Consider the following 19,792-nt stretch of genomic DNA (forward strand, 5'->3'; position numbering starts at 1 on the left):
TTCAATTCGTTCACTTAAAAGGCAATATCAAAATGACCATCAATAACCCGCTCAAAAATATGCGCATCGAATTTCACATCCTGCAATCCTTTCCCGTTACCTGCCTCAACCGCGACGACGTGGGCGCACCCAAAACGGCCATGATCGGCGGCGTGCAACGCGCCCGCGTCAGCTCGCAGGCGTGGAAGCGGCCGGTGCGCATGGCAATGCACGAATTTGGCGCGAAACTGGGGATTCGCACCAAGCATGTTGCCGACATCGTGGCGCAGGCCTGCACTGATTCAGGCGCGTCGGAGGAGCAGGCAAATGGTTGCGGTGAAATAATCGCCTCCTATTTGAGCAAAGACACTTTGCTGTTTTTTACCATGACTGAAGCCAGGGCTTTCGCCGAGTATGCGCAGGAACAGGGTTTCGATGCCAAAAAACTCAAGGATAAGGATGTGCATAAGATCGCTAAAAAGGCGTTGAATCCAGCTATTGATGGCATTGATATTGCACTTTTCGGTCGCATGGTTGCGCAAGCGGCTGACCTGAATGTCGAGGCCGCCACATCGTTTTCCCATGCGATTTCCACGCATAAAGCCAGCAATGAAGTTGAATTTTTCACTGCCTTGGACGATCTCGCTACTGAACCGGGTTCGGCGCACATGGGCAGCCTGGAATTCAACTCTGCTACCTACTACCGTTATGTGAGCCTGGATCTGGGCCAGCTTTGGCAAACCTTGGCAGGGCAAGATCTCCCCGGCGCGGTCGAAAGCTTTACCAAGGCCCTGTTTGTTGCCGTGCCTGCCGCGCGGCAAACCACCCAATCGGGTGCATCGCCCTGGGAATTCGCCAAGGTGCTGGTGCGCAGGGGCCAGCGCCTGCAAGTACCATTCGAAACGGCGATCAAAGCCAAAGATGGCGGCTTTCTCCAACCAAGCATTGATGCCATGACGAGTTATTTGGCCAAACAGGAAAAACTGCACGGCAGTCTATTCGGCAAGCAGGCGGAGTATACCTACGGGCAAAATGACAGCTTCAATATCGATGATTTGATTGCCGCGCTCAAACAGCATTCTGCAGGGAGCGTTGCCAGGGAAGAAGCAAATGCATAACCCTTATTTATTGTTGTGGCTGGAAGCGCCGTTGCAGTCCTGGGGTTTCGACTCAAAATTCGGGCGGCGCGATACCCTGGCTTTCCCGACCAAGTCGGGACTGCTGGGCCTGGTATGCGCCGCGCTCGGTGCGGGCGGCGAACAAAAAGCGCTTTTGGCCGAGTTTGCCGCGCTCGGTCAAACCGTGGTTTCTTTTGCACGCTGTAAACAGGCAGTGGGTGGGGTTACCAAACAAGACCGGGAACCCTTGTTACGGGATTTCCACATGGTCGGAAGTGATTATGACGACCAGAACCCATGGGCCAATTTGCTTATCCCCAAAACCAGAGAAGGCAAGAAGGCGGTGGGCGGTGGCACCAAAATGACCTACCGATACTATTTACAGGACGCCGGCTTTGCAGTGGTGTTGGAAGTGCCCGTTGATAAAGCCGAAACCATTGCACAAGCCCTGCAAAATCCCGCTTGGGATATTTATCTCGGACGCAAGAGCTGCGTCCCGACCGACTTCATTTATCGCGGAACCTTCGACAGCGAAGCCGCAGCCCTGGAAAAGGCGCACTCCATTGCCTGGCAAAAAAACCGTATCGAGGATTTTCGGGTACTGCACGGCGCATCCGATGAAGGTGACGCGGATGAGGTTTTCACCATCAATGATGTTCCCTTGCAGTTCGGTGACGACAAACGCTACGGCGACCGCCAAGTGAGCGTGATTAATGCCGGATGAAAGCACGCCATCGAAGTCATCATCCAATCGCCTCCTCATCAAGGTAACCCGCGAAAGCCTGCCGCAGGTCAAAGACAAATATCCATTTATCTATCTGGAGCGGGGGCGACTGGAAATCGATGACTCCAGTGTCAAATGGATAGACTGCGAAGCCAATGTCGTACGTTTGCCGATCGCCACACTCAACTGTCTATTATTGGGTCCCGGCACCAGCATTACCCACGAAGCGGTAAAAGTTATCGCGCAATCCAATTGTGGCGTGTGCTGGGTAGGAGAGGACAGCCTCCTCTTTTATGCCAGCGGACAAGCCCCGGCCGCCGATACACGCAATATGCGCACGCAACTCAAACTTTCCGCCGACCCGAAAAAATCGGTGGAAGTCGCGCGACGCATGTTCGCCCGGCGTTTTTCAGAGGCGGATTTGACCGGAAAATCCCTGCAGGAAATGATGGGAATGGAAGGCTATCGCGTGCGCGCGTTATATGAGCAAAACGGGCAGAAGTACGGCGTGGGCTGGAAAGGGCGCAGCTTTACCCCAGGTAAATTCGAAATGGGCGACATTACCAACCAGGTGCTCACTGCCAGCAATGCCGCACTTTACGGAATATTAAGCTCAGCCGTGCATAGCATGGGCTACTCACCACATATCGGCTTTATTCATTCCGGCAGTCCCTTGCCATTTGTTTATGACCTGGCCGATTTATATAAGGAGCATCTTTGTATCGATTTGGCTTTTTCACTCACGCTCGAGATGGCTGGACGATACAACAAGCACACGGTATCCGCCGCTTTTCGCCAGCGTGTCATTGAAACAGATTTGTTGAGCAAAATAGGCCACGACATCGAGACTATGTTAGGAGTGAAAAATGCTCGTAGTGATCGCCAATGATTTACCGCCCGCCGTGCGTGGGCGGATGAAACTCTGGTTTATTGAACCACGCCCCAATGTATTCGTTTCCGGCGTCAAAGACGCCGTTGCCAGAAAAGTTGTGGACTATTTGTACGACCATTGCCCTCGTGAAAGCGGCTTAATGGTTTTTCGCCGTATTCCGGAAACCCCGGGCTATGAAATTCGTGGCATCGGTGATACCAAGCGCGATCTCATCGAGATCTCCGGTTTGCAATTGGTGATCGAGAAACAAATACTCTCCGGGCCAGCGAGCTAAATTATTAAGTTTGCATAAGAGCTGTTTTAGGAGGCTCGATACAAAACACAAGTGGTACTGTTTTAGTAACGCTCATTAACAATTTGTAGGTGTCTTCCCCACGCCCGTGGGGGTGTTTCTATATTCATATAAAAGCTCGTCGCAGATGGATACGCCGGAGAGATTAATAAAGCATATACTCACCGGATTGCTTGAGGGATGCTGTTTCGCGTATTGTGCAAAGGCAGTAGCAATTACCCACCTGTCGAGTTGATTCATGACGCCGTAGCGTTCGGCGGCCGGGATAAATGCCATGGGTGGTACCAGCATCCCGTCTTCGTCCTGCATGCGCAACAGCATTTCATAGTGACCACCATTTCCAGTACTGTCCGAGAGCCGTAGTATTTTTTGCGAGTACAGCACAAACCGTTGTTCTTCCAGTGCTTTGTGAATACGCCCAACCCATCCCATCTCGCCCCGCCGTTTCTCAAGGCCTTCATCTTCGGAAGTATAGAGCTGGATCTTGTTGCGCCCCTTGTCCTTGGCAAGAAAGCAGGCTGAATCAGCCATGCGTAGAATGTCTGTAATCGTTTCCTCGCCGTCGCTGAATGTCACCAGCCCGATACTGACACCAAGCCGGAATATTCTGTCTTCCCAAATAAAACGAAAGTCCCGCACTGTCTGCCTCAACTCGTCAGCCAGAATCAATGCAGGCTTTGTGGGGCAACTCTCCAGTAATACGCCGAATTCGTCTCCTCCAAGGCGCGCCAGGGTGTCGTTCCTACGGAGCCTGGTTTGCAGTACGGCGCTGAGTTGTTTCAACAGCTCGTCGCCGGCGATGTGGCCGCAAGTATCATTTACGATCTTGAACTGATCAAGATCAAGATAGAGCAACGTGTGCTCGGCACCATCCTGTTTACCCGTCCGCAGTGCGTGCTTCAGGCGCCGCTCAAACTCATGCCTGTTAATCAGGCCGGTTAACCCGTCGTGGGTTGCCTGATATGTCATCTGGGTTGCCATTCTCTGTGCATGAGTCACATCGTGAAACACGAGCACAGCGCCGATAATTTTCCCATGTTGATCACGTATGGGGGCAACAGACTTTTCAATCGGAAAAATTTTGCCGTTTCGCTGTATCAGAAGGATATGCGCATCGTGGCGGGTTTCCTTGTCGTAGAGAACTCGTTCAACCGGGTTGTGAGCGGGTTCATTGGTTTGCGCGTTGACTATTTGGCATACGTCGGGCAGCGGGAGACCGTTCGCCTCCTCCGAAGTCCAGCCAGTCATGGTTTCTGCAACAGGGTTCAGATAAGTCACTTTCCCAGCCACATCGGTCGTGATAACGGCATCACCGATGCAGCTGAGCGTTACGCGCAGGCGCTCCTTCTCTTCATGGAGTGCTTTTTCGGCAATCTCGCGTTCTGTAAGATCGCGCCGGAGCTGTGTTTGTATTTCCTTGACCCGCTTGCGTTCGGTGACATCGCGAATGGCGCTGGATATTAGAGTGCCCTCTTCGGTCTCAAGGGGACTAAGGCTGATTTCAACAGGAAATTCAGTGCCATCCCGGCGCAATCCATACAGTTCCAGCCCAATCCCCATTGGCCGTGTTCGCGGCGCACTAGCGAAATTTTTGCGAAAAATCGGATGTTTCTTCCTGTAACGGGCGGGAATCAGCATCTCGATCTTGTTGCCCAGAAGCTGTTCGCGCGGATAGCCAAAAAGCTTTTCAGTTTGTGAGTTGACCAACACAATCTCGCCTTTATTATTGACGATCACGATCGCGTCCGGTGCAGCTTCCAACAGCCCACGGAATTTTTGTTCCGCTTTTTTGCGTTCGCTGGTATCGCGAATCGCACTCATGCTAAAAACTCCTTCTTCCGTTTCGATTGGGCTCAGGCTGATTTCGACCGGAAACTCGATGCCATCCTTGCGCAAACCGTATAGCTCTAGTCCGGCACCCATGGTGCGGGTACGGGGCTGGGTAAAGAAATTAGCGCGATGTCCAACATGACGGCTGCGATAGCGCTGCGGTAATAGCGTTTCTATCGTCTGGCCTCGTAATTCCTGCTTTTGATAGCCGAACAGCTTCTCGGCCTGCATGTTGACCAGCACGATGCGACCTGTCGAATTCACTATCACTATCCCGTCGGGGGTCGAATCGAGCAGGTTGCCGAATTTAGTCCTGATCAGCTTCGCATCACGCAATGCTTTCAGATGGGTTATGTCTGTGCTGCTGATCAATACATATCCATGCTGCTGCTGTTCGGATGCCAGGACCTTGAACGAAAGGTTTACATGGATCAGAGCGCCGTCTTTTTTCCGGCACAATGCTTCGTGTACGGAAACCTCGGTTTGCAAAAGATCATTGATCTCATCCTGCATTCTCCACTGATAATCGGGTGTACTGATAAGCTCCTCAAACGAATGCTGCAAGGCCTCTGCAACGGTATAGCCGAATACAGATTCCGCGCCGTTGTTCCAGTAAACAACAATGCCGTCACGTGTCGTAATCACAATCCCGTCGGGCATTTCATCAAGAACAAGCTTGCCAAAATCTGTTGCCATTACCATTGCTCGCAAAGAAGTTCGTTCATTTTGAAATTAGGCATGGTAAGGGCACCAATCGGTAAAGCCTCCAGAAAATTGCTGGTTCAAAAGGTTAGGTCAATACCGCAAAGCTGATATAGCAGCAGCGCTTCTTGCAGCATATGTTGCAAACGCTGGTGTATATTCTTTGGTGCAGGGAATCTGCGAGCTAGTCTTGTCGACAATTTCTGTGGTTTTTAGGCGAGGGGGCCGTTCCACGACAAGGGGCTTTTGGGGATTGATTTGTTTCTTGCTACAAAGAAATTTTCCATATTGCGAGCTCAACTGCCTGCCAGTACTTCAGCAATGATTATAGCGTCTGGTCGGTTCATATTCCGCTGTGATCCTTCGAGCCCGACAGGCCGATAGCCGAAGTTGACATTTATACCGGCATGTTCATGATATCTTGATACGCCGATACCATTTTGTTGCGGACTTGCAGGGTATATTGGAATGAGATGGAGGCCTTCTGCATCGATATCATTGCCTCGGTAAGGTTTGCATCAGGCGCGCCCAGTTCGAAATCTCGCGCAAGCTTTGCCGCATGCTGCTGGACGTTATTGACTTGATCCAGGGATTTCCTGAATACGGTGGTGAAATCAACCCCCATACCTTCACCGCCGGCCCCGCGAGCATTGGATATAGCCGATGGCGGTTTTCCCGCCGCGAGCGCAGCACCGCTTTGCAACTGGGCGAGCATTGCGTCTATTTTTGATACATCCATCTGATCCCCGTTTCTTGCGTTTCTTTGGAAAGCATGCACGATACACGGCTCAGCCACGAATCCGTTCGCTGAAAAGGCTGTAAAAGCCGCTTCTATTCCTTGTTTTAAAACCTGCGTGCATGTTGATAATGCTCGAATTCGCTTAAACCCAAATCCGGCAGTCGACCGCACATTTTCAAATTCAGCACCATGGACCATAAAGATTTCCTGTATCGCTTATCCTCACCTTCCTGGTCAGTTCATTACCCTCGCTACAGCCTGCAGATTTATGTCGAATGCCATGTTGGGCTTATATGACGAACAATAAAAAAATCCATTCTATTCATATCGAATCACTGGAGACACCATGGCAGTAGCTGCTGAAGCCACTGCACCAGGCGGAATTCAGACTTTCGCGCAGGGTTTTTTGGCGCGGATGTCCAGTCAGCAGAAGATGGGCCTGATGCTGGCTGTCTCGGCCATTGTCGCATTGCTGGCAGGCGGTTGGATGTGGAGCCAGGTTCCCGACTACAAGGTGCTGTTCAGCAATGTATCCGACCGTGACGGCGGGGCTATCATTGCATCCCTGCAGCAAATGAATGTACCGCATAAGTTTGCCGATGGAGGTGGAGCGATTCTCGTGCCTGCCAACCAGGTTCACGACGTCCGCCTTAAACTTGCGGCACAGGGGTTGCCCAAGGGCGGCCTGGTCGGTTTCGAGCTGATGGAAAACCAGAAGTTCGGCACCAGCCAGTTTCTTGAACAGGTCAACTTCCAGCGTGCACTGGAAGGCGAGCTTGCCCGCTCGATCCAGGCAGTGGCAGCAATCGATAGCGCGCGGGTCCATCTAGCCATCGGCAAGCAATCCGTGTTCATGCGTGAACAGCAAAAACCAAGCGCCTCGGTCCTGGTAAATCTCTACCCCGGCCGCGTGCTTGACCAGCAGCAGGTAAACGCAATCACACACCTGGTTTCCAGCAGCGTCCCAAACCTGCCTGTCAGTAATGTCACAGTCGTAGACCAGCAGGGCAACCTGTTGAGCAAAACCGACGAATCGGACACCGGCTCCGGCTTGAACCCCAACCAGTTGAAGTATTTGCTGGCGTTGGAGCAGAACTATACCAAACGTATAGAAGCCATCATCGCGCCCATCGTGGGAAAGGAAAACGTGCGAGCCCAGGTTACGGCCGATGTCGATTTCGCTCACTCCGAGCAAATGGATGAGATTTATAAACCCAACCAGGACCCGGGCAGCTCCACGGTGCGCAGCCAGCAGACCTCGGAATCAGCCAATGGGACGGCCCAGGAGGGCGGCGTTCCGGGCGCCCTTTCCAATCAGCCTCCCATGCCGGCAACGGCTCCGATCACGACACCGCCGGGCTCGCCCCTCAGCCAGACGCCGACAACCGGTGCGACGCAGCCCGTAATGCCTCCTGTGCAAACCAGTACCAACACACGCAAGGACGCCACCATCAATTATGAGGTGGACAAGAGGATCCAGCATGTGCGCAGACCGGTGGGCGGCATAAAACGCCTGTCCGTTGCGGTGGTCGTCAACCACAGCAAGGTGACGGATCAGAATGGAGTAGTCAGCAGCAAACCGTTGAGCGACGCCCAGAAGATACAGATCACGGATCTGGTGAAGGAAGCCATGGGCTTCAGCAATGAGCGTGGCGACACGCTAAATGTGGTCAACAGTCCCTTTACGGACATCGAGCAGGATGTTCTGCCCGAGTTGCCGCTCTGGAAACAGCCGGAAATGATTGACCTTGCACAACAGACCGGAAAAAATTTACTGATCGGGGCGCTGATTCTGTATCTGGTACTGGGCGTATTGCGGCCGATGCTAAAGCGTGCGAATCAGCCGCCGCCCCCCTTGCTGACCGATTCCACCGAGAATGACGAAGATAAAACCGCGCAACCTGCGCCGGCTCTGACTACCGCGACTACCGCGCCGCGATTCTCCGGTTATGAGCAAAACCTGGCGCTTGCCCGGCAATTGGCCAGGGATGACCCGAAGCTGGTAGCGGGCATTGTCAAACAGTGGGTGACGGGCAATGAATGAGGAGGGCATCAGCAAAGGCGCGATCCTGCTTCTATCGCTGGGCGAGGATGAGGCGGTGAAGGTACTCAAGCATCTGAACCCCCTCGAGGTGCAGAAGCTGGGCATAGCAATGGCAAAAGTCAAGAACCTGAGCCAGGAGCAGATCAATGCCGTACTCAGCGATTTCTGCAGCCGCGCCAATGGGGAAAACCTTCTCATGGATCTCGACTCGGAAAGTTATACCCGCGCGGTACTCGAAAGGGCGTTGGGCGAGGACAAGTCCACGGACATCATCAGCCGTATTCTGGAAGGCAACGATACCAGCGGTATCGAGGGGCTCAAATGGATCGATTCGCAATCGGTGGCGGAGCTGATCAAGGGTGAGCATCCACAAATCATAGCCACCATCCTGGTGCATCTGGATCGCAATCAGGCAAGCGATATTCTGGGCCAGCTCACCGAGCAACTGCGTAATGACGTACTGCTCCGTATCGCCACGCTCGAGGGCATTCAACCCTACGCCTTGCGCGAGCTCAACGATGTGCTGACCGACCTGCTCTCCGGCAGCGAGAATATCAACAAAAGCCCTGTAGGGGGAATCCGGACGGCAGCCGAAATTATCAACTTCATGGGTAGCGCAGCCGAGACTTCCGTGCTTGGCAATTTACGCGAGTTCGACGAGGATCTGGCGCAAAAAATAATGGACCAGATGATCGTCTTCGAGAACCTGATGGACATAGACGACCGTGGCATTCAACTCGTGCTGCGTGAGACCGATTCCGGCTCGCTCGTCGTCGCGCTGAAAGGCGCGGCCGAGGAACTTCGCGAAAAAATATTCAGAAACATGTCAAACAGGGCTTCCGAAACGCTGCGTGAAGACCTGGAGGTCATGGGTCCGGTGAGGGTGAGTGAGGTAGAAGCCCAGCAGAAGCAAATATTACAGGTTGTTCGCCGGCTTTCCGACGAAGGCCGGATCGTATTCGGCAGCAAGAAAGAAGAAAGTTATATCTAGCAGCTGTCGTACTTGAAGAATCGCAGCGAAAAAGTGACTGGGTGCGGGCGGATTTTGCGGATTTTGAAGGCCAATAGCTAACCTGGTGCCGCTTTCGCTCCCGCGCCCCGCCGCATAGATAAGGTGAAAAAAGGACGAATGACGACCATGGCCAGCCGGATTATTCATAAGAAATCACTCGCTGCCTATCAACGTTGGGAAATGGATACTTTCGAACCTGCGGGGGTATCGGTGCCCGAGCCTTGCGAAGGAAAGCACGAGAGTGCGGATAATTCCAACACGGCAGTGATCCTGCCTACGGTCGAGCAGATCGAACAGATTCATCAACAAGCACGGCAGGAAGGCTACGCTGCTGGATATGAAGCCGGCTTCAATGCTGGCCAAGAGGCTGGCTATCAGGCCGCCAGTGCGCAAGGCGCAGCGGAGGTCGGCAAATTGCAGGCGCTGCTGCTTAATTTCCACCGTGAATTAACAAATGCTGATCAGGCTGTCTCTGACAACTTGCTCACTCTGGCCCTGTGCCTCGCCAAGCAAATGCTGCGTGAAGGCTTGAAGGTGAAGCCGGAGCTCATGCTTGGGGTGGTGCGCGATTGCCTGCAAAATGATGCCGCGTTCAGTCGCCCGGTACAACTATTCTTGCATCCGGATGATGCCGCGCTGGTGCGCGAACATCTGCACCACGAACTCAACGATTGCACGGTTTGCGTTGATTCCAGCCTGGACCGCGGCAGTTGCCGGATCAAGACGGTCAGTGGCCAGATCGACGCCACCCTGGCGACGCGTTGGCAGCGCATGGTTCAAACGCTGGGGCAAAGCAGCAGTTGGCTGGAGTAACCCGAGCCCACGGTTTACCACTCATTTTTCAGTCAGGTGATGACTTGCTGGAACTGATGGGGCGCGTGACCTTCACTTTTTGATAGTTCGCTAGGCAGATTCAGGACAAACCCATGCAAGCTTCCTCTCACACAGACCCTCACACGGACCAGTGGCGCAAATTTCTCAAGAGCTGCGGTGATATGGCCGTCAACGCTCAACCCTTCCAGGTTTCCGGTAGTCTTACTCGGGTTACGGGACTGGTAATGGAAGCAGTAGGACTCAAGCTTGCAGTGGGAAGCGGCTGCACTGTGCTGACGCCCAATGGCAACAGGGTAGAGGCGGAGGTAGTAGGTTTTCAAGGCGACCGGCTTTATCTGATGCCCAACACCGATGTGTTTGGCCTGACACCGGGCGCGAAGGTGATCCCCTGGAGCAACACAGGCGCATTGCCGGTGCTGGATGACGCTGGCCAGCCACGACGTCGCGCCTCCGACCGACTCAAGCGTTTCCCGGTGGGAAATGGGCTACTGGGGCGCGTGCTGGACGGCGCTGGACGGCCGCTGGATGGTTTGGGACCGTTGCAGGCGGAGCATGGCGCGCCGCTCGTCAACAAACCGCTCAATCCGCTTGATCGGGATCCGATAAATCAGACACTGGATGTCGGAGTACGCGCCATCAATGCGCTGCTTACTGTTGGACGCGGCCAGCGCATGGGCCTGTTTGCCGGTTCCGGGGTGGGCAAGAGCGTCCTGCTCGGCATGATGGCGCGCTACACCAGCGCCGATGTGATAGTAGTGGGGCTGATCGGTGAGCGAGGCCGCGAGGTCAAGGAATTTATCGAACAAATCCTTGGTCCGGAAGGGCTGGCCCGCTCAGTGGTGGTGGCCGCCCCGGCCGATACCTGGCCGTTGATGCGATTGCAGGGCGCATCCTATGCCACATCCATCGCCGAATATTTTCGCGATCAGGGCAAGAATGTCCTGCTGATCATGGATTCGCTTACGCGCTATGCCATGGCGCAGCGAGAAATAGCGCTGGCAATTGGAGAGCCGCCCGCCACGAAAGGTTATCCGCCTTCCGTGTTCGCCCGATTGCCGCAACTGGTAGAACGGGCCGGCAACGGCATCAAGGGAGGAGGTTCGATTACCGCTTTCTACACCGTGTTGACCGAGGGGGACGACCAGCAGGACCCCATCGCGGATGCAGCCCGCGCCATCCTCGACGGGCATATCGTGCTGTCGCGCCATCTTGCGGAAGCGGGTCATTATCCCGCCATCGATATAGAAGCTTCGATCAGCCGGGCCATGACCGGATTGATTTCGCCGCAATATTTCGAACAGGTACGTGGCTTCAAGCAGCTCTATTCGCGTTATCAGCGTTCACGCGATCTGATCAGTGTAGGAGCCTACTCTTCCGGGAGCGACCCGCTGCTGGACCGCGCGATCACGCTATATCCCCAACTGGAAGCGTTCCTTCAGCAAGGCATGTTCGAGCGTGCGGATTATGCGGACAGTGCCGCTAAACTGGGCGTGCTGCTCGGCGAACAGCCGCGGCCAACCTGACCTGGTCCGCCTTGGTCTGACCTGACTGAATTAGCCCAAGCTTGGCCCCAACCAACCCTGACCCGAAAAGAAGAAAATGGCAAAACCATCTGCTTTGGATACATTGATCGAACTGGCGCAGACACGCACGGATGATGCGGCAAAACGCCTGGGGATGCTGTGCAAGCAAGGTGTGCAGGTAGAAGCCAAGCTCCAGTTGCTGCTGCAATATCGGGATGACTACTCTGCTCGCTTTCAGGTGTCGATGCGGCAAGGGCTAACGGCATCCGACTGGCGCAACTACCAGGAGTTTATCGACAAGCTCGACGCCGCAATCACCCAACAGCGCGAGACCCTGGCCTCGGCGCAGCAACGCGTCGCAGCAGGCAAAGTTGCGTGGCAGTCGGCCAAGCGCACTTTTAATTCTTATGACACGCTCGCGCAACGCCAGGCTCGCGCGGAATTGCTGCGTGCCACAAAGCGCGAGCAGCGTGAAACCGACGAGCATACAGTCAACGCCGCCGCCCGCCAGAATCCATCGCGCTAATCGCTTCCTTCTTAACCATCACCATCGAAAAATATCGGGACCAATATTATGCTGACCTTGTCCGCGCTCCACAATACGCCTTCATCCCCGGTGTCTCCGCTCAAGAATTCCGCTCCCGCTACTGATGCACAGGAGGCGGGGCGAGCAGCCACTACTGCTGGTTTTGGCGAAGTGCTTGCACATGAAATGAGCGGCAAGGACCGCTCCGAGGCTGAGCTACCCGACGAGAAGACAGCTCCAGGCAAAGATCGCGATGGCAGGGTCATCAGTATTGGGGAGATGAAAGCGCGAAATGCAGAAATAAAGAAAGATACAGAGGAAAAGGAAGGTAATGTGATTGTGGCTGCTGTGGCGCTTAAGCCCATGAATATGACGGAAGTATTGCCCAGTCTGGCGGCCGCTCGCACGCCAGGTTCCCGAACCGATGCCGGAATCGAAGTCCGAGCCGATGTCCAGGCCGATACCCAGGGCAACGATCCTCAGGGCAACGATCCCGCCGATATCCTGGCCAGCATGTTCCCGGCCGAGCTCGCCACTGCGGCGGCGCAGCATGCAGGGTTGGCGGCTTCGCAGTTTAGCCCGGTTATAGCACGCTCGGTCGGAATCCCAAACAACACTGGTGCAAACATCGGCACAGGCATCGGCACGAGGGCTGCCATGGCCGCCGCCGATGCGGGCGCGTCCCAAAATGCTAAATTATCACCTGACGCATTAACTAACGTCGAGGCTGGCGTAGTCGCCCGGATAGCAACCGGAGCGGGGCAGGGCGGTGTTAGCGATCCGGTTATACCGGATAAAACTTTCGTTACTAGGACTTTCGTTACTAACGATGACGCCTCGATCAAGCCGTCCAAGGATGGAAGACAGGGCATTTTGCCGCAACTGGAGTTCGGCTCGCCGAAATTCAGGTTAGCCGACGAAACCCAGCAACTCGAAAAATCCATGCTGGACGTTGCACAGCACAACTTGTCCGCCGCACAGGTAGACGCGGGGGCGGGGGTGAGTGCAGCCGTACCTGAGCGCGGTTCGATATCGGCAGCTTTGGCTTCAGTTTCAGCTTCAGCGGCTCCGGCAGGTACTCCTGTTCACGCTGCGCTTGGGTTGGAACCTCGCCTCGGTGCTGCCGGTTGGGATAATGCGCTGGGTCAGAAAGTCCTCTGGATGGTCTCCAATCAGCAGCAGGTTGCGGAGCTGAGCCTCAACCCGCCCGATCTGGGCCCCTTGCAAGTCGTCTTATCCATCTCCGATGACCAGGTCAGTGCGATGTTCATTTCGCAACAGGCTGATGTTCGGCAAGCGCTGGAAGCCGCGCTTCCCCGGCTCAAGGAAATGATGGCGGACAGCGGGATCAATCTAAGCAATACGACCGTGAGTGCCGATTCTACCCGGCAACAGGCAGAGTCCGAACAGCAAAACCATTCTGGCGCAAGATACGGTAAGGGCAACAGTCAAATGACCGTGCCGGGGATAGATGCGGGTGCAAACCCTATTCGTTCCGGCGTAAGCAGCTTGGTAGATACGTTCGCTTAGCTTGCAAAAATGCAAAAGCCGCAACTGGGCCTATGGGATTTAAAGGAAATCGGCTGCAAAAGCGTTACTTTCTCGCTGCGATTCTTCAAATCCGGCAGGTTGCCAAGCGTTGAAATTGCTTTTGGCTGGCAGCACACCCTCCCTGGAAACCAAATCCCAAAAGGCGGGGAATTTTGGCGCCTTATTTTCATCGTTCCTTCACCTGAATCCGGTAGTTGAACGACAGGATTAAGGTTCAATCCCTGGCTGATTCAGTCTCATAGATCAAATTTCGAGATGGCCGGTTTTTCTCCTTCTGTTCGCCGTGTTGTCGCAGGGTTACTACCGTGATAATGGTATTTACACTTTGGAACAGGACGAATCATGGCAACCAGGCTGAACAAGCAGGAAAGGGAATATCGCGATTCCGCTGTCGTTGACCCGAAGCAAAAGCCCAAAGGCAGTAAGTTGATCCTGGTAATTGTTTCGGCCGTACTGCTGCTTGGCGCCGGCGCAGGCGGCGCGGCGTGGTATTTTCGCCAGGTGCAGGACGGAGCAACTCCTGTGAAGAAGCCGCCCGTATTCGTCAGCCTGGATACGTTTACCGTCAATCTGCAGCCCGAGCACAGCGAGCAGCACCTTCAGACCAATCTGACCTTGAAGGTTGAAAATGTCGAAGCGGTAGGATTGATCAAGCTGCATATGCCGGAGGTGCGCAACCGCATTTTGCTGCTCCTTTCCAGCAAGGCTGCTTCACAGATTATTGCTACCGACGGCAAAAAGGAGCTTGCCGCCGAATTGCTCGCCGAGATCAATCAGCCGTTCAGTGAAGGGCACTCCAAAGAAATCGTCGAAAGCGTGCTTTTTACTTCTTTCGTGATCCAGTGAATGCCTCATGAGTAACGACTTTCTCTCGCGGGAAGAAGTGGACGCGCTACTCAAAGGGATCAGAGGCGGCGCGGGTGAAACTCAGCAGGAGGCTCGCCCTTCAGGTTTCCGTCCATATAACCTGGCGACTCAAGAACGTATCGTGCGTGGGCGCATGCCCACGCTTGAAATTATCAACGAGCGTTTTGCCCGGCTTTTACGGCTTGGCCTGTTCAATTTCATGCGCCGGAGCGCAAACGTCACTGCAGGTCCGGTCCGGGTCATCAAATTCAGCGAGTTTGTGCGCAACCTGGTGGTGCCAAGCAATCTGAACCTCGTGCACGTCAAGCCGCTACGCGGTACATCGCTATTCGTATTCGATCCCACCCTGGTATTTCTGGTGGTTGACAACCTGTTCGGCGGCGATGGCCGCCTTCTTCCCGCGGCAGAAGGGCGCGACTTCACCCAAACCGAGCAGCGCATCATCCAGCGCCTGCTCAATCTGGTATTCGACAGCTACGGAAAGTCATGGCATCCAGTATATCCAATCGAGTTCGAATATGTGCGCGCCGAGACAAATACGCAATTTGCCAACGTGGCGACACCTAATGAAGTGGTTGTCGCCACTACGTTCGAGGTCAACTTCGGCTCCATCGTAGGAGAGATGCATATTTGCATCCCATACTCCATTCTCGAGCCGATACGTGACCTGCTTTCGAGCAGCATGCAGGGTGAGGCGCTGGAGGTCGACAAGCGGTGGGTCGGCCGCCTGTCAAAACAGGTGCAATCTGCTGAGGTAACGATGCTGGTGGACCTGGCGCATGTGCACGTTACCCTCGATCAAATACTCAATATGCAGGTAGGCGATGTAATTCCGCTGGATATACCCGAGTTTGTCACCGCCAGCGTCGACAGCGTACCGGTAATGGAATGCCGTTATGGCATTTCCAACGGCAGGTACGCGCTGCGCATGGAAAAAATGCTTGGATCCGCGAGCAACGAATGAGCTCAGATGAACGCCGCGATCTGTCCAGGCGGCCCTTTACGAATAAATCCGAGGAGATGAACGTGCAGGCAAAACAAGTCAATTCCGAATCACGAATTACCGAGCAGGAAACTGCTGCAGCGGCGGTGGCGGAGGGCGCCCCGGCTCCAATTTTCGAGCAGTTTACCCCCGGTCAGAAGATGCAGATTCACAACGACATCGACATGATCATGGATATCCCCGTTCAACTCACCGTGCAATTGGGGCGTACCAAAATCGCCATCAAGAATCTGCTCCAACTGGCACAAGGCTCGGTCGTAGAACTCGACGGCCTGGCAGGCGAGCCGATGGACGTGCTGGTCAATGGTTATTTGATCGCCCAAGGCGAGGTTGTAGTGGTCAACGAGAAATTTGGTATTCGCTTGACCGATATCATCACGCCGAGCGAGCGGATCCGTAAATTAAACCGCTAAGTTTGAAGGCGACGAATTCAGGTATGGATGAGATGAAGATCGGCGGCATTCGCAACAGCACATTTGCACATTTCTCAGGCAAGAGCGCATGTTTTATAAACTCATCATATCGCGATAACGTCGCGCGCCACCCCAAAGGTTTTCCGGCCGGACCAATACCTTTTCTGGCTCCGCTGTCATTGATATTGTATACATTGCCAGTGACTACCATGGCACAAACGGTAGCATCAGATACAACGGGTACTGCCGCCTCCGGCGGAAGCATGCTCCAGGTCATACTCGGTCTAGGATTGGTGCTCGCTGTAATGGCGGGTTCCGCATGGTTATTGAAGCGCTTTGGCGGGCTCCAGCAGAGGTCCGGGGGCGGTATCAAGGTTATAGGCGGCTCGGCTGTCGGTCAGCGCGAGCGGGTTGTGCTAGTGGAAGTTGCCGATACCTGGCTGGTGATAGGCGTTGCACCAGGTCATGTCACAGCATTGCATAGCATGCCCAAGGGCGAGATTACCACCGGCACTGCTGATACCGTCGGCGGCGCCAGCACGGATCACCATTTTTCTGCCTGGTTCAGGAAGACAATGGCGAAGCGCGATGGTGAACGGCATGGCAAATAGCAGTTTTCCGTCCTGGACACGCATCGTGCTTGGGGCCGCGCTCGGAACAGTACTACTGGCCGCACCCTTGCTTGCGCTGGCGCAGAATCCCGGTTTGCCCGCGTTCACCAGCACGCCGGCTCTGGGCGGCGGGCAAAACTATTCACTAAGCCTGCAAACCCTGCTGCTGCTGACATCGCTCACCTTTCTGCCAGCGGCACTGCTGATGATGACCGGCTTTACCCGTATCATCATCGTACTCTCGCTGCTGCGCCAAGCACTCGGCACGCAGTCTTCGCCGCCAAACCAGGTGCTCGTCGGGCTTGCGCTATTTCTTACTTTTTTCGTCATGGGGCCGGTTTTCGACAAAATCTACGAAAATGCCTACGAACCTTACAGCAGCAATAAGATAACAATGTTGGAGGCATTGGACAGAGGCGCTGCACCGCTCAAAGCGTTCATGATGAAGCAGACGCGGGAGGCGGATCTTGCGCTGTTCGTCAAGCTCTCCGGGGTCGAGCAACTGAACGGCCCGGAAGACGTGCCATTGCGCGTACTCGTCCCGGCCTTTGTCACAAGCGAACTAAAAACCGCCTTCCAGATCGGCTTTGCGGTGTTTATTCCTTTTCTTATTATCGATATGGTTGTGGCGTCGGTACTCATGTCCATGGGCATGATGATGGTATCTCCCGCCCTTGTGGCATTGCCATTCAAGATTATGTTGTTCGTGCTGGTCGACGGCTGGCACATGCTGATCGGCTCTCTTGCGGAGAGCTTCTACCAATGACGCTGAGAATCATTTAACGGTTGGCAGGTAACCGGTTTTGAAATTTTTTCCGATCAGGGAAAAATGAATCGAGCAGAAATGTTTGTGGCAGCCATTAACCAGTTAGCACCATATCGACTTTTAAGGATGAAACCATGACCCCCGAAAGCGTAATGACTCTGGGCCAGAAGGCCATGGAGGTAACACTGATGATTTCTGCCCCCCTATTACTGGTTGCGCTGGCGACCGGCCTGCTGGTAAGCATCTTCCAGGCCGCCACGCAGATCAACGAGATGACCTTATCCTTCATTCCCAAGCTCGTGGCCCTATTTACGGCCCTGGTACTGGCTGGGCCGTGGATGCTCTCGGTGATGCTCGATTATATGCGGCAGGTATTTGAAGGAATTCCAGCTTTAGTGAGCTAGCAATCCTTGCTGGCTTGCAGTGAGCTTCATCTTTCTAATGAGCTCCCTGGGGTGGATTGAACATCGCACTCCACCCCCTCCAACTGCCTGATTCAGGTTAAAGATATTCCTAGTGATCACCTTCAGTTCCGCCGATATTGACGCATGGATGACCTCATTCCTGTGGCCGCTTGTCCGCATCCTGGCGCTATTGGCGGCGGCACCGGTACTCGGCAACACGGCCATACCCATGCGGGTGAAGATCGGATTGGGCGTTCTCATTACATTGATCCTGGCGCCCGCCATAGGCCCGCTTCCGGGCCTGGAGCCAGCTTCGCCCGCAGGACTGCTGGTGCTGAGCCAGCAGGTCGTAATCGGACTGGCGATGGGCTTTGCCATGCGTATCGTGTTTAGTGCAGTGGAATTGGCGGGAGAGATTGCGGGTTTGCAGATGGGCCTGGGTTTCGCCACTTTCTTCACACCACACAGCGATGGCAGTACGCTGGTAGTGGGCAAATTTCTCGGGCTGCTGGCGACACTTGTGTTCCTGTCGTTAAATGGTCATCTGTTGATGCTGTCTGTGCTGGCCGAAAGCTTCAGCGCATTTCCTATCTCGGCCGAACCCTTTTCAGCCGGGGGATGGAGAAGGCTCGCCGAGTGGGGAGGCACGATTTTCCTGGCAGGCCTGAAACTTGCGCTGCCGGTCGTTGCAGCATTGCTGATCGTGAATCTGGCGCTTGGTATCCTGACGCGTGCGTCACCCCAGTTGAATGTCTTTGCAGTCGGTTTCCCGATCACGCTAATGGTGGGAATGGTCGTGTTGATGCTGTCGCTGCCTTACTTTATACCAGTGATTGAACATCTGATAACGGAAGGACTGGAAACCATGCTGCAGATAGCGCATGATGCTCGCCCTCCGTCACCGTGAAGACCGCCCCATCCTGATCGCTATTCCCAAGTTTGCAATGCTACGCACAGCGCTCAAAACGGGATCGGGGCGCTCTACATTTAATATATCGCATCGCCCGCAGGATACGGTTACTAAAGTTATTTCACGAATTTGATATCTTGCGGCGGCGCATGACCATGAAACCGGCGAGGCCGATGCCGAGCAAGCTAAATGAACCAGATACGGGTAGCGCGTTTATCGCGAGTAGCTGTCCATTCTGATCCTGATAAAAATTATCGCCGAGCGAAGTCGAGCCTGGAAACAAACTATTATCCAAACCGGCATAAACTATGGTGGAATCATCCGGACTATCGCTGGCGCGTTGATAAAATAATAAAGGCTCGGATTTACCCCTATTTTTCTTGGCCTGAGCTATCTGTCCAGTGAGCTGCATTAATCCTATGCCGGTCACGATGTTCTGAACCCCTTGCAATGTTCCGTCACCTTTTGCTCCCAGGAAATTTCCCGTACCCCCCGTTATCTTGAAAGCGGATTTCGTTAAAGAAAAAATCGATGGATAAATCGTCGGAGTAAGGGAACCATAATAGTCGGCAAATAGTTCATCTCCATTCGATACCGTAAAGATCATCTCCCCGGTAAAAGCGAAGTAATTCCCAACAGGGGCGATGCAATCGCTCGTCTCGAAGGAAACCGCTCCAAGGAGCGAACTGAGCCCGGAACCCATAGCCGTACCCCCGAAGCTCGAAGCGCAATCGGGTCTATAACCCGTTTGTTCATATGTGATTGCGCTGATTGACAACAGTGCGCTCTCAGCAGCCAGCGGCGCAGTAACGGATGTGATTGCCAAAGCGGATGCCGCGAGGTGCTTGATTAAATTTGAACTGACTATTTTCAAGTTAACTCCCTTCAAGTGAATAAGTAAGTTACAACGCGTCAGTATTTCTGTAGCCAACTGAGGTGTAAGTTTTGTCCCGACGCAAATTTAGAATGCCTGACCTTCTGCGTCAACCAAAAATTACTAAACATATTCAATATGATGTGGCCCTTACTTCATGCGGACTTCTAACTTGTTT

20 protein-coding genes are annotated in these 19,792 nt (G+C 54.1%); 17 read left to right on the forward strand and 3 right to left on the reverse strand.

Annotated features, from left to right (window positions below):
• Window positions 1-32 precede the first annotated feature (32 nt).
• From cas7e to cas2e, 4 genes are read left to right on the forward strand one after another with little or no spacing between them, the layout of a single operon-like run.
• The gene (gene cas7e, locus BUA28_RS05015) at window positions 33-1,097 is read left to right on the forward strand and encodes a type I-E CRISPR-associated protein Cas7/Cse4/CasC (RefSeq protein WP_072767010.1); all 1,065 of its coding nucleotides are present in this window, start codon (window positions 33-35) and stop codon (window positions 1,095-1,097) included.
• On the forward strand, window positions 1,090-1,821 hold the full coding sequence (cas5e, locus tag BUA28_RS05020; protein WP_072767011.1) for a type I-E CRISPR-associated protein Cas5/CasD: 732 nt from the start codon (window positions 1,090-1,092) through the stop codon (window positions 1,819-1,821). Before cas7e ends, cas5e begins: the two co-directional genes overlap by 8 nt.
• A complete protein-coding gene (gene cas1e / locus BUA28_RS05025) occupies window positions 1,811-2,710 on the forward strand; it encodes a type I-E CRISPR-associated endonuclease Cas1e (protein WP_072767012.1) in 900 nt (299 codons plus the stop codon). Before cas5e ends, cas1e begins: the two co-directional genes overlap by 11 nt.
• Window positions 2,688-2,987, forward strand: coding sequence for a type I-E CRISPR-associated endoribonuclease Cas2e (cas2e, locus tag BUA28_RS05030; protein ID WP_072767013.1), 300 nt, complete (start codon window positions 2,688-2,690; stop codon window positions 2,985-2,987). The genes cas1e and cas2e overlap by 23 nt, the downstream gene beginning before the upstream one ends.
• Before the next feature lie 75 nt (window positions 2,988-3,062).
• Here the strand turns inward: cas2e and BUA28_RS15325 are convergent, their stop codons facing one another.
• Both BUA28_RS15325 and fliE read right to left on the reverse strand, forming a co-directional pair.
• Window positions 3,063-5,531 (reverse strand): PAS domain S-box protein, encoded by a 2,469-nt coding sequence (locus BUA28_RS15325; RefSeq protein ID WP_083569887.1) that lies wholly within the window; start codon window positions 5,529-5,531, stop codon window positions 3,063-3,065.
• A 403-nt stretch (window positions 5,532-5,934) separates the two neighbouring features.
• The gene (gene fliE, locus BUA28_RS05050) at window positions 5,935-6,276 is read right to left on the reverse strand and encodes a flagellar hook-basal body complex protein FliE (RefSeq protein ID WP_072767091.1); all 342 of its coding nucleotides are present in this window, start codon (window positions 6,274-6,276) and stop codon (window positions 5,935-5,937) included.
• A gap of 346 nt (window positions 6,277-6,622) precedes the next feature.
• Here fliE and fliF point away from each other — a divergent pair, with 346 nt between their 5' ends.
• The 13 genes from fliF to fliR all read left to right on the forward strand — a co-directional run bounded on the left by fliF (window position 6,623) and on the right by fliR (window position 18,737).
• The gene (gene fliF / locus BUA28_RS05055) at window positions 6,623-8,320 is read left to right on the forward strand and encodes a flagellar basal-body MS-ring/collar protein FliF (RefSeq protein WP_072767014.1); all 1,698 of its coding nucleotides are present in this window, start codon (window positions 6,623-6,625) and stop codon (window positions 8,318-8,320) included.
• A complete protein-coding gene (fliG, locus tag BUA28_RS05060) occupies window positions 8,313-9,311 on the forward strand; it encodes a flagellar motor switch protein FliG (RefSeq protein ID WP_072767015.1) in 999 nt (332 codons plus the stop codon). Before fliF ends, fliG begins: the two co-directional genes overlap by 8 nt.
• Before the next feature lie 147 nt (window positions 9,312-9,458).
• Window positions 9,459-10,145, forward strand: coding sequence for a flagellar assembly protein FliH (locus tag BUA28_RS05065; protein ID WP_072767092.1), 687 nt, complete (start codon window positions 9,459-9,461; stop codon window positions 10,143-10,145).
• Window positions 10,146-10,258: 113 nt separating this feature from the next.
• Entirely contained in the window at window positions 10,259-11,689 is a 1,431-nt protein-coding gene (fliI, locus tag BUA28_RS05070) for a flagellar protein export ATPase FliI (RefSeq protein WP_072767016.1), read from the forward strand.
• Between the two features lie 76 nt (window positions 11,690-11,765).
• Entirely contained in the window at window positions 11,766-12,215 is a 450-nt protein-coding gene (gene fliJ / locus BUA28_RS05075) for a flagellar export protein FliJ (RefSeq protein ID WP_072767017.1), read from the forward strand.
• 48 nt (window positions 12,216-12,263) lie between these two features.
• Complete coding sequence (locus BUA28_RS05080) at window positions 12,264-13,745, forward strand: flagellar hook-length control protein FliK (RefSeq protein WP_072767018.1); 1,482 nt, start codon at window positions 12,264-12,266, stop codon at window positions 13,743-13,745.
• A gap of 363 nt (window positions 13,746-14,108) precedes the next feature.
• On the forward strand, window positions 14,109-14,612 hold the full coding sequence (gene fliL, locus BUA28_RS05090; protein ID WP_072767020.1) for a flagellar basal body-associated protein FliL: 504 nt from the start codon (window positions 14,109-14,111) through the stop codon (window positions 14,610-14,612).
• Window positions 14,613-14,619: 7 nt separating this feature from the next.
• Window positions 14,620-15,597, forward strand: coding sequence for a flagellar motor switch protein FliM (gene fliM, locus BUA28_RS05095; RefSeq protein ID WP_072767021.1), 978 nt, complete (start codon window positions 14,620-14,622; stop codon window positions 15,595-15,597).
• Between the two features lie 56 nt (window positions 15,598-15,653).
• A complete protein-coding gene (gene fliN, locus BUA28_RS05100; RefSeq protein WP_072767093.1) occupies window positions 15,654-16,049 on the forward strand; it encodes a flagellar motor switch protein FliN in 396 nt (131 codons plus the stop codon).
• A 23-nt stretch (window positions 16,050-16,072) separates the two neighbouring features.
• On the forward strand, window positions 16,073-16,660 hold the full coding sequence (fliO, locus tag BUA28_RS05105) for a flagellar biosynthetic protein FliO (RefSeq protein WP_256598240.1): 588 nt from the start codon (window positions 16,073-16,075) through the stop codon (window positions 16,658-16,660).
• Window positions 16,650-17,426, forward strand: a complete 777-nt coding sequence (gene fliP / locus BUA28_RS05110) for a flagellar type III secretion system pore protein FliP (protein WP_072767094.1) — start codon at window positions 16,650-16,652, stop codon at window positions 17,424-17,426. Before fliO ends, fliP begins: the two co-directional genes overlap by 11 nt.
• A 134-nt stretch (window positions 17,427-17,560) precedes the next feature.
• The gene (gene fliQ, locus BUA28_RS05115; protein ID WP_025039698.1) at window positions 17,561-17,830 is read left to right on the forward strand and encodes a flagellar biosynthesis protein FliQ; all 270 of its coding nucleotides are present in this window, start codon (window positions 17,561-17,563) and stop codon (window positions 17,828-17,830) included.
• 112 nt (window positions 17,831-17,942) lie between these two features.
• A complete protein-coding gene (gene fliR / locus BUA28_RS05120; RefSeq protein ID WP_072767022.1) occupies window positions 17,943-18,737 on the forward strand; it encodes a flagellar biosynthetic protein FliR in 795 nt (264 codons plus the stop codon).
• Window positions 18,738-18,861: 124 nt separating this feature from the next.
• Here the strand turns inward: fliR and BUA28_RS05125 are convergent, their stop codons facing one another.
• A complete protein-coding gene (locus BUA28_RS05125) occupies window positions 18,862-19,614 on the reverse strand; it encodes a hypothetical protein (protein WP_072767023.1) in 753 nt (250 codons plus the stop codon).
• Window positions 19,615-19,792 lie beyond the last annotated feature (178 nt).

The sequence above is a fragment of the Nitrosospira sp. Nsp11 genome (assembly GCF_900142705.1).
Lineage (GTDB): Bacteria > Pseudomonadota > Gammaproteobacteria > Burkholderiales > Nitrosomonadaceae > Nitrosospira.